General features: G+C 60.2%; 12 protein-coding genes. 8 read left to right on the top strand and 4 right to left on the bottom strand.

Going from position 1 to position 13,890, the window contains the following annotated elements; all coding sequences use genetic code 11:
* Positions 1 to 125 precede the first annotated feature (125 nt).
* Complete coding sequence (locus AB4N33_RS06745; protein ID WP_460124743.1) at positions 126 to 344, top strand: DUF2970 domain-containing protein; 219 nt, start codon at positions 126 to 128, stop codon at positions 342 to 344.
* On the opposite strand, the gene AB4N33_RS06740 is transcribed toward AB4N33_RS06745, so the two are convergent.
* Positions 341 to 1,414 (bottom strand): ABC transporter substrate-binding protein, encoded by a 1,074-nt coding sequence (locus AB4N33_RS06740; RefSeq protein ID WP_476456778.1) that lies wholly within the window; start codon positions 1,412 to 1,414, stop codon positions 341 to 343. The two genes, AB4N33_RS06745 and AB4N33_RS06740, sit on opposite strands and share 4 nt — an antisense overlap.
* 518 nt (positions 1,415 to 1,932) lie before the next feature.
* On the opposite strand from AB4N33_RS06740, the gene AB4N33_RS06735 reads away from it, so the two are divergent.
* Together AB4N33_RS06735 and AB4N33_RS06730 are read left to right on the top strand one after the other, a co-directional pair.
* Entirely contained in the window at positions 1,933 to 3,591 is a 1,659-nt protein-coding gene (locus AB4N33_RS06735) for a nitrite/sulfite reductase (protein ID WP_460141689.1), read from the top strand.
* Entirely contained in the window at positions 3,575 to 4,069 is a 495-nt protein-coding gene (locus tag AB4N33_RS06730) for a DUF934 domain-containing protein (protein WP_460124735.1), read from the top strand. Before AB4N33_RS06735 ends, AB4N33_RS06730 begins: the two co-directional genes overlap by 17 nt.
* A 104-nt stretch (positions 4,070 to 4,173) precedes the next feature.
* Here the strand turns inward: AB4N33_RS06730 and AB4N33_RS06725 are convergent, their stop codons facing one another.
* The 3 genes from AB4N33_RS06725 to sohB all read right to left on the bottom strand — a co-directional run bounded on the left by AB4N33_RS06725 (position 4,174) and on the right by sohB (position 9,211).
* Positions 4,174 to 7,626 carry a leucine-rich repeat domain-containing protein gene (locus tag AB4N33_RS06725; RefSeq protein ID WP_476458789.1) on the bottom strand — a complete coding sequence of 1,151 codons (3,453 nt, stop codon included), beginning with the start codon at positions 7,624 to 7,626 and terminating at the stop codon, positions 4,174 to 4,176.
* Positions 7,627 to 7,645: 19 nt separating this feature from the next.
* Positions 7,646 to 7,894, bottom strand: a complete 249-nt coding sequence (locus tag AB4N33_RS06720) for a hypothetical protein (protein WP_476456777.1) — start codon at positions 7,892 to 7,894, stop codon at positions 7,646 to 7,648.
* Between the two features lie 294 nt (positions 7,895 to 8,188).
* A complete protein-coding gene (gene sohB / locus AB4N33_RS06715; protein WP_460141686.1) occupies positions 8,189 to 9,211 on the bottom strand; it encodes a protease SohB in 1,023 nt (340 codons plus the stop codon).
* Between the two features lie 202 nt (positions 9,212 to 9,413).
* Between sohB and AB4N33_RS06710 the strand changes: the two genes are divergently transcribed.
* The 5 genes from AB4N33_RS06710 to AB4N33_RS06690 all read left to right on the top strand — a co-directional run bounded on the left by AB4N33_RS06710 (position 9,414) and on the right by AB4N33_RS06690 (position 13,827).
* Positions 9,414 to 10,124, top strand: a complete 711-nt coding sequence (locus AB4N33_RS06710) for a histidine phosphatase family protein (RefSeq protein WP_476456776.1) — start codon at positions 9,414 to 9,416, stop codon at positions 10,122 to 10,124.
* A 50-nt stretch (positions 10,125 to 10,174) separates the two neighbouring features.
* Entirely contained in the window at positions 10,175 to 10,489 is a 315-nt protein-coding gene (locus tag AB4N33_RS06705; RefSeq protein WP_460124723.1) for an SCP2 sterol-binding domain-containing protein, read from the top strand.
* Positions 10,490 to 10,630: 141 nt separating this feature from the next.
* Entirely contained in the window at positions 10,631 to 11,494 is an 864-nt protein-coding gene (locus AB4N33_RS06700) for a LysR family transcriptional regulator (protein WP_460124720.1), read from the top strand.
* 99 nt (positions 11,495 to 11,593) lie between these two features.
* The gene (locus tag AB4N33_RS06695) at positions 11,594 to 12,739 is read left to right on the top strand and encodes a sterol desaturase/SRPBCC family protein (RefSeq protein ID WP_476456775.1); all 1,146 of its coding nucleotides are present in this window, start codon (positions 11,594 to 11,596) and stop codon (positions 12,737 to 12,739) included.
* A complete protein-coding gene (locus AB4N33_RS06690; protein WP_460141683.1) occupies positions 12,736 to 13,827 on the top strand; it encodes an SMP-30/gluconolactonase/LRE family protein in 1,092 nt (363 codons plus the stop codon). The genes AB4N33_RS06695 and AB4N33_RS06690 overlap by 4 nt, the downstream gene beginning before the upstream one ends.
* Positions 13,828 to 13,890: the final 63 nt, after the last annotated feature.

Raw genomic sequence — 13,890 nt, 5'->3', positions numbered from 1 at the left:
GCTCCTGAGAGTGGGAGCCTCAGCACATCATGGGTGAACCCGTGGTGGGCGGTAGATAGTTCTTGACCCTGCTGGGTGCCGGATTTTGTCTATGCTCAACAGGCAGACTTCAAGACGAGGGGTTTATGGACGATCCAATCGACAACAAACCGCCGACCTTCTGGCAAATGCTGCACAGCGTCATGGCCGCAGCGTTCGGGGTTCAGAGCGGGAAGAACCGGGCCCGGGATTTTACCCATGGCAAACCCAGTCACTTCGTGATTCTGGGTGTGCTCTTTACGGCGGTATTCGCCCTGTCGCTGTACGGCATCGTGCAACTGGTCCTGTTGCTGGCCGGGGTCTAGCGCATCAGGGTTTGCAGGTTGAACGGATAGCGATACCCGCTAGGCCGCCCTTTGGCGGACATTTTGCGGAAGTCCACGTTGTAGTCCGGCTCATCGCCCATCGCCAACAATCGCTTGGCGGTAGCCGTGTCGATGAGTTGCAGTAGAGGGACCTGTCGATCCCGACCGCCGTATTGGCTGATGTCCACGCCACGGTCGATGTCATGTAACTGCACCAGTGCCCAGCCCCCGAGGGTAAAGTGCCCACCTGTCAGCACGCTCAAGCGCCCCGCCACCTTTGCCAACAGCGCCTCCTTCGAGGTGTTCACCGCACTGAACAGCACGTCCTTGCCGGGCACCTGGCCGGCCTCTGTGTAGGCCTGCATTGCGCCAAAGGCCATTTGATCATTAGCCGACCAGACCAGCGAAACATTCGGGTAGCGATGGCGCAGCAACCTCGCCTGCTCGTACGCCCGCTTATGCGTCCAGCCGCCATAGACCAGTTGCCGCAAACGTACTTCGGGGTGCTCGCCAAGGGCACGCATCATGCCTTTTTCGCGCAGTTGTGCAGATGGCGTGATCTTCAGGCCAGAAAACGCGAGCATTTCGATGGTCTGGCCGGGCGCCACGGGCCGATGCTGGCGAATCAGCTCCTTGGCCATCAGGTAACCACCCTCCTCGTCGTTGGGTACCAGGCTGCCCAGGCGATCCGGGCGCTCGCCCAACAGGCTCATCTGACTGGGCGTCAGCGATGCATTGACCATATACAGCTTGACGCCGCTACCCTGCGCAAGACGCATGACCTGCGGGGCGATGTATTCCTCGTTGACGAACATCAGGTAGTCGGGACGATTGGGTCCGTGCAGCGCCTCGCGCGCCTGCGCCACCGTCAGTTCAGGCATGCGCCTGGAGTAGACGATACGCAGGTCAATGCCCAGATCGGTGGCGGCGGCCTGCATGAATTGCGAATAGCTGACCCAGAACGCCTCGTCGACCTCACCGGGATTGAGGAACAACACCGACTCGGCACGCGCGCCTTGGCCATAACCTGCGCCCAGCACCAGCAGGAAGGTGTAGAAAAACTTCAGCATTGATCGTCCGAGCCCCCGAATTCGCGGCGCATTATAGCCAGCGAATCGTTTCAAAAGGCGCTAATTACACAGATTGTCCGACAATCTGCGCAACCGGGCCCGGACGGGTCATTTATTGATGGCTCACCCAGAACACCGCAGTGCCCACGACCAGGATGATCAGAAACAGAATGGCCCAAGCGTCGACCGTACTGTCTGGCTTTGAAGCTTTGGTAGGGTTGCTCATTGCATCGCCTCTTGTCGGTTTTGTCGGTGATTGCACGAAGACACGAGCAGAGTAAAGACGACGATTGCCCGTACGACAAATGCGGGTATAGCAATAACAATTCTCGTTAGTCGTTTTGGTTCTTTACATATACTCAAACATCACTTTTGCGCATAACCGCAAACTGGTATCTTGCCCCGGCTCCGTTGGGAGTGCGCGGCCGTGCGCGCAGAATTGCCGAGGCGGTTCGGAGACTTCAGTCAGCGACAAACGCCACTGGATCCGACCAGCCCAGCCTGAGAACAGGACTTATATGTACGTATACGACGAGTACGATCAGCGGATCATCGAGGACCGCGTCAAGCAGTTCCGAGATCAGACCCGACGCTATCTGGCAGGCGAGCTGAGCGAAGAAGAATTCCGCCCCCTGCGCTTGCAGAACGGGCTCTACATTCAGCGTTTCGCACCCATGTTGCGAGTGGCGGTGCCTTACGGCCAGTTGACCTCGCGTCAAGTGCGCATGATCGCCAAGATTGCCCGCGACTACGACAAGGGCTATGCCCACATCAGTACCCGGCAGAACATTCAGTTCAACTGGCCGGCGCTGGAAGACATCCCGGACATTCTCGCCGAACTGGCCACCGTGCAGATGCACGCCATCCAGACAAGCGGCAACTGCCTGCGCAACGTCACCACTGACCAGTTCGCCGGTGTCGCTGCCGACGAACTGATCGACCCGCGCCCATGGTGTGAGATCGTCCGTCAGTGGACCACGTTCCACCCTGAGTTCGCCTACCTGCCGCGCAAGTTCAAGATCGCCATCAATGGCTCGACCTCTGACCGCGCCGCCATCGAAGTCCACGACATTGGCCTGGAGCCAGTACGTAACGCGGCTGGCGAAGTCGGCTTCCGCGTGCTGGTGGGCGGCGGCCTGGGCCGTACCCCGGTGGTCGGTGCGTTCATCAATGAATTCCTGCCGTGGCAAGACCTGTTGAGCTACCTCGACGCCATTCTGCGTGTGTACAACCGCTATGGCCGTCGCGACAACAAGTACAAGGCGCGGATCAAGATTCTGGTCAAGGCGCTCACGCCTGAAGTGTTCGCGCAGAAAGTCGAAGCGGAAATGGAACACCTGCGCGGTGGCCAGACCACGCTGACCGAAGCGGAACTGCATCGCGTCGCCAAGCATTTCGTCGACCCGGATTACAAGGCACTCGACAATATCGGCGCCGAACTGGCCGAGCTCGACCAGCAGCACCCGGGCTTCGCCCGCTGGCGCACCCGCAACACCCTGGCGCACAAGAAGCCGGGTTATGTGGCCGTTACCCTGTCCCTGAAGCCGACCGGCGTCGCGCCGGGCGACATCACCGACAAGCAGCTCGACGCCGTCGCCGACCTCGCCGAACGCTACAGCTTCGGCCAACTGCGCACGTCCCACGAGCAGAACATCATCCTGGCCGACGTCGAACAAAGCCAGTTGTTCACTCTTTGGGGCGAATTGCGCGAGCAAGGTTTTGCCACGCCGAACATTGGCCTGCTGACCGATATCATCTGCTGCCCTGGCGGTGATTTCTGCTCCCTGGCCAACGCCAAGTCGATCCCGATCGCGGAATCGATCCAGCGCCGTTTCGACGACCTGGACTACCTGTTCGACATCGGCGAGCTGGACCTGAACATCTCCGGTTGCATGAACGCCTGTGGTCACCACCACGTCGGCCACATCGGCATCCTCGGCGTGGACAAGAAAGGCGAAGAGTTCTATCAGGTGTCCCTGGGTGGCAGCGGCAGCCGCGATGCCAGCTTGGGCAAGATCCTCGGCCCGTCCTTTGCCCAGGACGACATGCCGGATGTGATCTCCAAACTGATCGACGTGTACGTCGAACAACGTACCGATGAAGAGCGTTTCATCGACACCTATCAGCGCATCGGTATCGACCTCTTCAAGGAGCGCGTCTATGCAGCGAATCATTAAGAACAACGAAGTCGTCGACGAAACCTGGCACCTGCTGCCCAAGGATTTCAACATCGACGAAATCAGCAACTGCGACGACTACATCGTGCCGCTGCAGTTGTGGCGTGAGCACGGCCGCATGCTCCTGGCCCGCGATGGCGGGCTGGGTGTGTGGCTGGACGCTGACGAAGAAGCTGAGGAAATCGGTGAAGACGCCAATAAGTTCCAGGTCATCGCCCTGAACTTCCCGGCCTTCACCGACGGTCGCAACTACTCCAACGCCCGACTGCTGCGTGACCGTTATGGTTTCAAGGGCGAGCTGCGGGCGATTGGCGATGTACTGCGCGATCAACTGTTCTACCTGCATCGTTGCGGGTTCGACGCCTTCGCCTTGCGCGCCGACAAAGACCCGTACGAAGCCCTTGAAAGCCTCAAGGACTTCTCGGTGACCTATCAGGCCGCCACTGACGAACCGCTGCCGCTGTTCCGTCGCCGCTAGCGAGCCTGCTCGCGATGGTGGTCAACGATGACGCGGGATGCCTGACACCCCGCGTTGCCCCGGCTTCCATCGCGAGCAAGCTCGCTCCTGCAGTTGTTGCTGGGTCAGGGTTCGCCTGGTTCGACTGGGAACGGTCGTCCCAAAGCCACCCAATCGCGGTGCACCCGGGCTCGGTCTTCCAGTGCGGAAAACACGGAGTACGGATTGTCAAAGATCCCTGTCGGCACGGGTATCCCTTGCGTCAATCGCCGCCATAAATCCTGCGAAGCATCGGCTTCAGACAGCAGTTCCCAGACACGCGTCTGTAGCTCCAGATAACTGATCTGGAAATCGGCCGTGAGGGTCAATGCGTTGATTGCCGCCAGAAATCGGTTGCCACGCGGCTTGAGTAGCAACCGTTGCCAGAGCTGCAACCTGGCCTCCCGCTGCCCGCCTTCGATCCCGTCCAACCAGCCTGCCGCCTCTGAGTAATGCAGCGAAGGTGAACTCAACCACAGGTTGAGTCCCGTTTGTCGGCGGTGCAAAACCAGCCGATGCAGCGTGTCTTGATCGGTGATGGGGTTGTTCCACAGCAGCACGCGGTCCCTGGCAATGGCCTGATTGAGAATCGCCTGTGGTACTCGACGGATCCGGTTATTGCGCAGATCCAGCAACGTCATGTGCGGCTGATCCCGAATGCCGATAGGACACCTGTCAATACCGGTATTGTTGAGTCTGAGCACTTGTAACTGGTCCATGCCGATGACCACCGGAGGCACCGCCAGCGGATTGTCACTCAGGTCCAGCGATTGCAGATTCACCAGGCTACTGAACAGCCCGGCATTGTCCTCGCTGAAGGTCAGGTGAGTCAGTCGAAGATTCAGTGAAGTCAGGTGCTGCAACTGAGCAATGGTGGACGGCACTGCCCCCCGAAACACTCCGGTAGCGTCAGCTATTCGCAGATCGGTCTTCTCCAGCGTCAAGGTACGCAGGTTTGGGAAGGCCTCGAGAAAGCCGTCCAGGCTCTCCCGGTCAATCATTTGCAGGTTTTGCATCTTCAACCCGATGACATCGTTGAAACGAATATTCAGCGACGGCAAGCAGTGAAAATCCTCGTTGTTCATGTCCATCGTGAAACCGTCCGTGGCATTTCCCGAATAATGGCTGCCGGCTTCGGGCGCGCGCTTCTGCAGGATGGCAATCAACTCATCACCCAGTTCGCCCCGGCTGTCGCGCTCATAATCGATCGTGTCTTGCACCCGCTGGGCGTTCCATTGCGCGAGTTCTGCGTCGGTCATACCCGCCGTACCGGGATCGCCCATGTGCAAGAAGTGAACATCCATGTCGTCGATGTCCACGGCCACCCTCTCCAGCCAAACCTCCAGATCCTCATACAGTTGCAGGAACTGCTGCTTGGTCCTGTCGATGTAAGCCTGGGCTGTCCCGCCCAGTTGCAGCACAAGCGCATCGATTTGCTCGCGGGTCATCGTCGGGTACAGGTCCTTGATCTGCGATTGCATCATGGCATGGGTCAAGGCCCTGCCCTGAGGCGTGTCGGGATAGCCGCCCCCGCGCAATCCCTGCGCCTCAAAAGGCAAACCCGAGTCCATTCGACCCAGGCCCAGGGCCAGCACCGGCCGGGGTAACGGCTGCCGACCGGCCCTCAGGCGCAACTCATTGCCAGCACCATCGGACGGCAGACTCAACACCGTTCGTTCTTCCGGGGAAAGAACGCCTGCAACGGCGTCGTACAGGTTTGCACCCACTGCGCCCGAGGGTGTCAGGCTGAAGGGCTGATAGCCCTGCGCGCCCTTGATCAATCGACGACAATCAAGCGTATCGAGCGGGCCGACGCGGTCCAATACCCGACCGGTGCTGAAACCGTCGTGAATTTCGATGCGCACGCCTTTGGGCCACCCGGGCAAGCTTTCCATCGAGTGCAGCGCCAGGATGTCCGTCTCGGGGCACACGATCGAACGCAGATAAAGGCCTTCATAAACCCGATTGAGGCGCACATGTTGCTGGTACTGGCGAGCCTTGCCGTCCAGTTGCTTGAACAGGCGCTTGGCCTGCGCGCCGTCCACCGCAGCAGTGAAGTCAAAACCGGAGCGGTCGAACATTTGCTCCACCACCGCGCTGGGCAGATCGGGATATTGCCGCTGGAACAGGCGCACCCCTTCATGTTCACTCGTTTGCATTGCCTGGTAGCGGCGATTGAACAACTGGCTACGCGCAGCGGCTGACTCGGTGAGCCCGGCGACTTCCTGATCGAGACGAAAACGCGCCAGGGTGTCTGCCAGCATCGGCGTTGGTGGGCGCCCGGCCTGGATCACTCGCAGCATGTCGTTGCCTACGTCACTCACCCTGGCGATCTGCGAAAGCACCTCCTCGCTGAAGGTTCCCTGCGGCACGCCGATGCCGCTCAACAGATCGGTGCGCGTTTGCGCAGCGTTCAGGATCGGGTCAGACATCAGCTCTGCGGCGTCTGGCTCACGGAAATTCCCGCCCGCCGCTGTGCCCTCACGTCCCAGCGAAGCCACCTCCACCGCCAAGGGCAGCGCATTGAGCAAACCGAACACCGTACGAACCACGCCCCGGGAACGCTCGCTGGCGGTTTGACCTTCGAGCGCCTGGCCCAGGCCCACACTGGCGTCGATCAGCCCCACGAGCGCCAGGACTCCCTCGCCCCCTGGAACAAACAACGCCAGCGGGCCGAAACGGTTGACCCACTGCACGATCGGCTCGACCACGGCGCTCAGATTGTCCCGATTGACCTGGGCGTCACTGCGAATGGTTTTGACGCTGGCCTGGGCCGCCTGTTTCATGCTCAGCACCAGTTGCGCAAAGGGATCCGTGCCCTTGGGCGGCAAATCAAAACCAATGTAATCGGCCGGTTCCCAGTAACCATCGTTGTTGAAGAAGCCGGCCTCCTTGCCCAATCGATGCTGCTGCGGATAAATCGCCAGGCCCTCCAGCGCGGTGACGACTCCGGCGTGAAAGGTGCCATCGCGGCGATCCTCCTCGGCGAAGTGCGCCGCCAGTGCCTGGCGCGCGGCGTCAGCCTTGGCCTGCCCCACGATCCATCGACGCAGGTGGCTGGCATCGATGAACTCATGCAGCGGTGACGAGTTGCCCGGGATGTACATCAGCAGCCGGCCACTGCTGCGTTCGCAGAAGCACCAGATATCCGTGGCGATGTAGCGGTAGATCTTGAGTCGGCTGACCTGGATATCGGCGGTCAGGCGTGTCGGCGCTTGCAATTGCGCCATGGTCAGTTGGCCCCAGGTTTGCCCCGGCGCGAGCCCCGCCGCACTCATTGCCAGTGCCATGCCCTTGTCGGACAGGCAGTGCTCGCGATGCTGTAACCACGCACTCATGACAAAAGCTGCCTTGGTCGAGGTGCGCAGGTCATAGGCCGTGCTCCTCAGTATCGTCTCGTCTGAGGGCCAGGTTTTGTCGACGTACGCTTGATACAGCTCATCGAAGAACAGCTGCCACACCCATTGCTTGAAATCCGCAGGCCTAAGGTCGAGCTGCGTTCGCGGTTCATAGACCTGGGGATCAGCACGCCGGTAGATGCCTTCATACGTGCGGTGATCATCGGTGGAGCGGCGGCGCCTGCATCAAACGCACGACCGGACCCACATCGGGCGGCGTGTAAAACCCGAACGCACTTTCGCCAAAACGACCATCGCCCACGGTCTGGTAGTTGGACAGCAGGACCTGCACCAGCGACTGGGATAGGGCGACGTGTCCCACATGACTGCCGTCCGGCTCGGCGCGTAGCCAGTAATCGTAATGCAGGGTGACCAGTTGCGCCGTTTGCGGATCGAGGGCCGCCCCCACTTCTCCCGGATCAACTGTTCGGCAAGCTGGGCGGGATTTTTGGGTAACGCGCTGTCGATCAGCCTGCGCAATTCATCGCGCAGGCCAAGAGACGGTTGGGTATTCGTGTTCACATCCATGTTGAACGACCTTGAAACTGATAAGAGCCCTCAGCTTAAGGTCGAATTTTTGATGGAAAAAGCGCAAATGGCCGATGGTTGAGCGCTAGAAAACAACAGGATTGAGAGACGTTAAAACAGATATGTACCGCACCCGGTCCTGTGCGGGCATGCGCCGACAGGACCCTCGTGACAGTTACCAGAAACGTTGCTGGGTCAGACGGCTCCACCAGCTCGACAGCACGCGATCGACCGAACCGCTGGCTGCCATGCCGATACGTTCCTGCAAGCTTTTGCGCTCGGCGAAATGCAGGTGGTATACCTCGGATTTCCTCGCACGCTCGGCCAAGTACTCGTCGCTGGTTTTCAGCTCATCGACCAGTTGTTTGTCCAATGCGGCCACACCCAGCCAGATTTCACCGGTGGCGACTTCGTCGATGGCCAGTTGAGGGCGATAGCGCGCCACGAAGTTCTTGAACAATTGATGAGTGATGTCCAGGTCTTCCTGGAACTTTTCGCGGCCCTTCTCGGTGTTTTCGCCAAACACGGTGAGGGTGCGCTTGTACTCGCCGGCCGTCAGCACTTCAAAGTCGATGTCGTGCTTTTTCAACAGGCGGTTGACGTTGGGCAACTGCGCGACCACACCTATTGAACCCAGGATCGCGAACGGCGCGCTGATGATCTTCTCGCCGATGCACGCCATCATGTAGCCGCCGCTGGCCGCTACCTTGTCGATGCACACGGTCAGCGGCACACCGGCGTCGCGGATGCGCGCCAACTGCGAGGATGCCAGCCCGTAGCTGTGGACCATGCCGCCACCGCTTTCAAGGCGCAACACCACTTCATCCTTGGGCGTCGCCAGGGTCAGCAACGCGGTGATTTCGTGGCGAAGGCTTTCCGTCGCCGAAGCCTTGATGTCACCGTCGAAATCCAGGACGAACACCCGTGGCTTGCTTTCCGGTTTCTTCTTTTGCTTCTTGTCGGTCTTGGCCTCGGCCTTGCGCAGGGCCTTGAGCTGATCCTTGTCCAGCAAGGTTTGTTCCAGGCGCTCACGCAGCCCTTTGTAGAAATCGTTGAGCTTGCTCACTTGCAACTGGCCGGTCGATTTTCGTCGACCCTTGGTGCGCAATGCCGCAAAACTGGCCAGAACCACCAGGATGGCGATTACCAGTGTCACGGTCTTGGCCAGGAAAACCGCGTATTCGGTCAAAAACTCCACAGGGACTCCTTCAATACGATGCGCAGCACAACGCGCGCGGGATGGCACCAGCATACCCATGCGCCGGCCATGGGGCCAGCCGGGAAACCTTTGGCAACAGGCCTGTAACGAGCATTTCAAACAAGCGTATGTTTTTTCATTGACAGCTCACCCTCATCCTCATAACCTCGCCGAACCTTCAACGTACCGGGACGACGCGGACGTGGGCAGTATTTATCTGATTCGACATGGCCAGGCCTCCTTTGGTGCAGACGATTACGACGTCCTGTCGCCGACCGGTATCCGCCAGGCAGAAGTCCTCGGCCAACACCTGGCTGAACTGGGCCTGAGCCTTGATCGCTGCGTTTCGGGCGACCTGCGCCGCCAGCAACATACCGCCAGCAGCGCACTGGAACAGTTCGCCGCCGTTGGCCTGCCAGTGCCGATCGTCGAAACTGATGCGGCCTTCAATGAATTCGATGCCGACGCCGTTATCCGAGCCCTGCTGCCGGCCATGCTCGACGAGGAACCCCAAGCGCTGGACATCCTGCGTAACGCCGCTCAGAACCGTGCCGAATTCCAGCGCATTTTCGCCCTGATCATCGAGCGCTGGCTGGCCGGCACCTATGACACCCCGGGCCTGGAAAGCTGGCTGGGTTTTGTCGAACGGGTCCAGGCCGGCCTGCACCGAATCCTGGACAACGCCGACAACACCCAGAAGATCGCTGTATTTACTTCCGGCGGCACCATCACCGCCCTGCTCCACCTGATTACCCAAATGCCTGCCCGCCAGGCATTTGAACTCAATTGGCAAATCGTCAACACCTCGCTCAACCATCTGAAGTTCCGTGGTCGCGAGGTGGCACTGGCTTCTTTCAACAGTCATGCGCACCTGCAACTGTTGAAAGCCCCGGAACTCATCACTTTCCGCTGAGTCCGGACTACTGTGACCCTGGCTGTAATCAACCCAAAAAGGATCGAACCATGACCTCCGTAGCTGATGCCGTACAAGCAATGAAAGCCAAGTTCAACCCAGCCGCTGCTGCCGGTCTGGACCTGGTCTTCGGTTTTCGCATCGACGAGACCAAGAACTTCTCGCTGATCGTCAAGGACAGCACCTGCGAACTGAAAGAAGGTGAGAACCCTGACGCCCAGGTGACCCTGGTGATGGACGGCGAAACTCTGGAAGGCATCGTCAGCGGCGAAACCGACGGCATGCAAGCCTTCATGGGCGGCAAGCTGCGCGCCGAAGGTGACATGATGCTGGCCATGAAACTGTCCGAGTTGTTCCCGGCGTAAGATTGCCGCGAAAGCCTACGAAACCCGCCCCTGTGGCGGGTTTTGTCGTTTTGCAGTGCCCCATGTCTCGCCATCGCGAGCAAGCTCGCTCCTACAGAGGGATGGTCTTACAATGCCAGCACTTTACCGACTGGCCGCCCCATGGATATCGATCTCGCTCGCACCTTTCTGGAAATCGTTCGTCACGGCAGCCTTGCTGCTGCTGCCGAAAAGCTCCACGTCACCCAGACCGCGATCACCGCGCGGGTTCAGAAGCTCGAAAGTCAACTGGGCAGCACCCTGTTCGTGCGCAATCGCGCCGGCGCACGCCTTACGCCCAATGGCGAAGCCTTTGTGGTGTATGCCAACCAATTGGTAGAAACCTGGGAAGCGGCGCGGCGCGATTTGCCGCTGCCCGAGGGTTATCACGACGTGCTGCACATCGGTGGCGAGGTCAGCCTGTGCAACCCGTTGATGCTCAGTTGGGCCGGTGAACTGCGCGAAAAAATCCCCAGCCATGCCCTGCGCATGGAGATCCGCGACGGCGAAAACCTGCTGCGGCAACTGGAACTGGGCGTGCTGGACGCGGCATTGGTCTATCAGCCGGAGTATTGGCCGCGCCTGCAAGTGGAGCAGGTGCTGGAAGAAAAACTCATCCTGGTGCGCCAGCCCGGTCGCGAGTCGCCTTACGTCTACATCGACTGGGGCCAGGACTTCCGGCGTCAGCACGATGCTGCGCTGCCCGAGAAAGCCAAGGCAGCCCTGAGCTTCAACCTCGGACCACTGGCCTTGCAGTACATTCTGGAGAACGGTGGCAGCGGCTACTTCCGGACCCGCGTGGTGCAGAGCTACCTGCAAAGTGGCGTCCTGGAGCAGGTGCCCAAGTCTCCCGAATTCAGCTACCCGACTTACCTCGTCTATTCCCGCGACCGTGACTCGGTGACCCTGCAACGGGCGTTCGATCTGCTTCGTGAAGTGATCCGTTCCGACGATGACTGGTCGCAACGCTGGAATCCACTGACCTGATACACCGGAACATGGCGTTTGTGTCCCCACAAGTTCGGCCCTGCGAATGCGCAGAGATCGGCTAATCTGCTGGGATAACAAAAAACGCAGGTGAATGCAGTGAGGCAGACCACCGAAGCATTTCGCAGCCGCTACCGGGCGGCCATCCATCCCCGTTACAACCCTTGGCTGCATGGCACCTTTGTGTTGCTGTTCGGGGTATTGGCCATCACTGCATTCTGGAGCAACGTGCATCAGGTGCAGGTTCTGCAATGGCTGGCGGTGCCCGCGACCTTATTGCTGTTCAATCTGGGCGTGTACTGCGTGCATCGTCACCTGGGGCATCACAAGAAAAGCTTCGCTCGCCTGTTCTATGCGCGCCATGCCGGTGACCACCATAGTTTTTTTGCCCCCGGCAGCATGGCGTACGACAGCGCCCGGGACTGGCGCGTGATCCTCTTTCCAGCCTGGCTGGTCGTGGTGCACACGCTGCTCATCAGCCTGCCGATCTGGTGGCTGCTGCAACTATTCGATGCCAACGTCGCCGGTCTCGTCGCTGGCTTTCTGGTACTCGGTTACCTGGCCTATGAGGTGTTCCACGCCTGTGAACACCTGCCACACTCCAACCCGATGACGCGCTGGCCCTGGATTCGCCAGATGCGCCGCCTGCATGAACTGCATCACCGTCGCGAACTGATGCAGGAGCGCAACTTCAACATCGTTTTCCCCCTGATGGACTATCTGTTCGGCACCCTCTACTGGGAGCCCGAACCCACCTGCCCGGACACGACGAGAATGCCCATGACCCGCATGCAGCATCACATCAGCATCGCCGGCAACCCGATTGCCGTACTCGCCTACGCCAGCACCGTGACCCTTTGGCCGCTTTGGCATCCCTCATCCCTGAAGATTGAAGGCCCCGACGGCGCCCTGCACGCCGGTGCCCGGTTCGAGGAAGACATACGCGCCGGCGGTCGCGATGGGCATCTGAGCTGGGTGGTCACCGAGTATCTGCCCGGCCGCCGCTGGTGTGCGCGTGCCCAGGGCGATAACGATTTGTCGCTGCTGCTGACTTACGAATGCGCGGCCGCAGGCGACGGCACGGAGTTTGTCCGCACCCTGGAGTATCAGTTCAGTGGCCTTGCGCTGCGGGTCGCCAATCATCTGCTGCTCAAAGGGCGCATCGATCGGGAGTCCGCTGCGTCTCTGATTGCCTTGCGCAACGCGGTCGAGAAACACCTGGACCCGGCAGGAGTCACCGCGTGAGGCGAACCATCAGGATTCATCATCTGGTGCTGTCGGTGTTCGTTGCCATTGTCGCGTTTTTGCTGCTGATGCCTACCAAGGTGCAACCGCTCGCCTGGGCGCCGGCTCCGGCGCCATCGCTCACCAGCGGCCCCTATGCCGACAACCAAAGGCTCAAGGGCCTTGAGCGCGTGGGTGCCGACGGTATCGACGGGCCGGAGGCACTGCTGCTGGAGAACGACGCGCTGATCACCGGCCTGCATGACGGCCGGCTGATCCGCACCACCCTCGACGGCAAGACCACCAAGCTGCTGGCCGACACGGGCGGTCGGCCCCTGGGTCTGGCACGTCACCCCAACGGCTTGCTGGTAATCGCCGACGCGGTCAAGGGCCTGCTGTCGTTGGACGCACAAGGAAGGCTGGTGGCCTTGACCACCACGGCCAATGGCGTGCCCTTCGGCTTTACCGACGATGTGGCTATCGACAAGCCTGGGCATTACGCCTATTTCAGCGACGCCTCCAGCCGCTTCGGTTACGGCCACGACGGTGAAGCCATCATCGAACACGGCGGCGACGGGCGCCTGCTGCGTTATGACTTCCAGACGGGCAAAACCGCAGTGCTGCTGGACAAGCTGGAATTCGCCAACGGCGTGACCCTGGGCCCGGACGATGCGTTTGTGCTGGTCAATGAAACCGGCGCCTACCGCATCACCCGCTACTGGCTAAGCGGGCCGAAGGCCGGTACTCACGACCTGTTCATCGACAATCTGCCGGGGTTGCCGGACAACCTGGCGTTCAATGGCCGAGACCGCTTCTGGGTAGCGCTGTATGCACCTCGCAACGCTCTGCTGGATGCCACGGCGCCGCATCCGTTCTTGCGCAAGGTGATCACGCGCGCGCTGCTGGTGCTGCCCAAGCCGGTGGAGAAACGCGGGTTTGCGCTGGGGCTGGATGTGGAAGGCAAGGTGATCGCCAACCTCCAGGACGGCAGCAGCGACAGTTACTCGCCGATTACCACTGTGCGTGAGTATGGGGAGTGGTTGTATTTCGGTTCGTTGAAAGAGCAGCACATGGCACGGTTGCCGTTGAGCACAGCATTGAAGGATTAACGCAGAGCCTATGGTGGGAGGGGGCTTGGGGCACCTCGCATGGAGCCGAGAAATCGGACTCTG

This window comes from Pseudomonas sp. S1_E05 (assembly GCF_056337105.1).
This window is presented reverse-complemented; position numbering and strand designations above follow the sequence as displayed.

What these genes read in the sequence shown, in the direction of transcription:
- AB4N33_RS06745 (WP_460124743.1), top strand. Translation starts at nt 126, where the DNA reads ATGGACGATCCAATCGACAACAAACCGCCGACCTTCTGGCAAATGCTG.
- AB4N33_RS06730 (WP_460124735.1), top strand. Translation starts at nt 3,575, where the DNA reads ATGCAGCGAATCATTAAGAACAACGAAGTCGTCGACGAAACCTGGCAC.
- AB4N33_RS06735 (WP_460141689.1), top strand. Translation starts at nt 1,933, where the DNA reads ATGTACGTATACGACGAGTACGATCAGCGGATCATCGAGGACCGCGTC.
- AB4N33_RS06705 (WP_460124723.1), top strand. Translation starts at nt 10,175, where the DNA reads ATGACCTCCGTAGCTGATGCCGTACAAGCAATGAAAGCCAAGTTCAAC.
- AB4N33_RS06740 (WP_476456778.1), bottom strand. Translation starts at nt 1,414, where the DNA reads ATGCTGAAGTTTTTCTACACCTTCCTGCTGGTGCTGGGCGCAGGTTAT.
- AB4N33_RS06700 (WP_460124720.1), top strand. Translation starts at nt 10,631, where the DNA reads ATGGATATCGATCTCGCTCGCACCTTTCTGGAAATCGTTCGTCACGGC.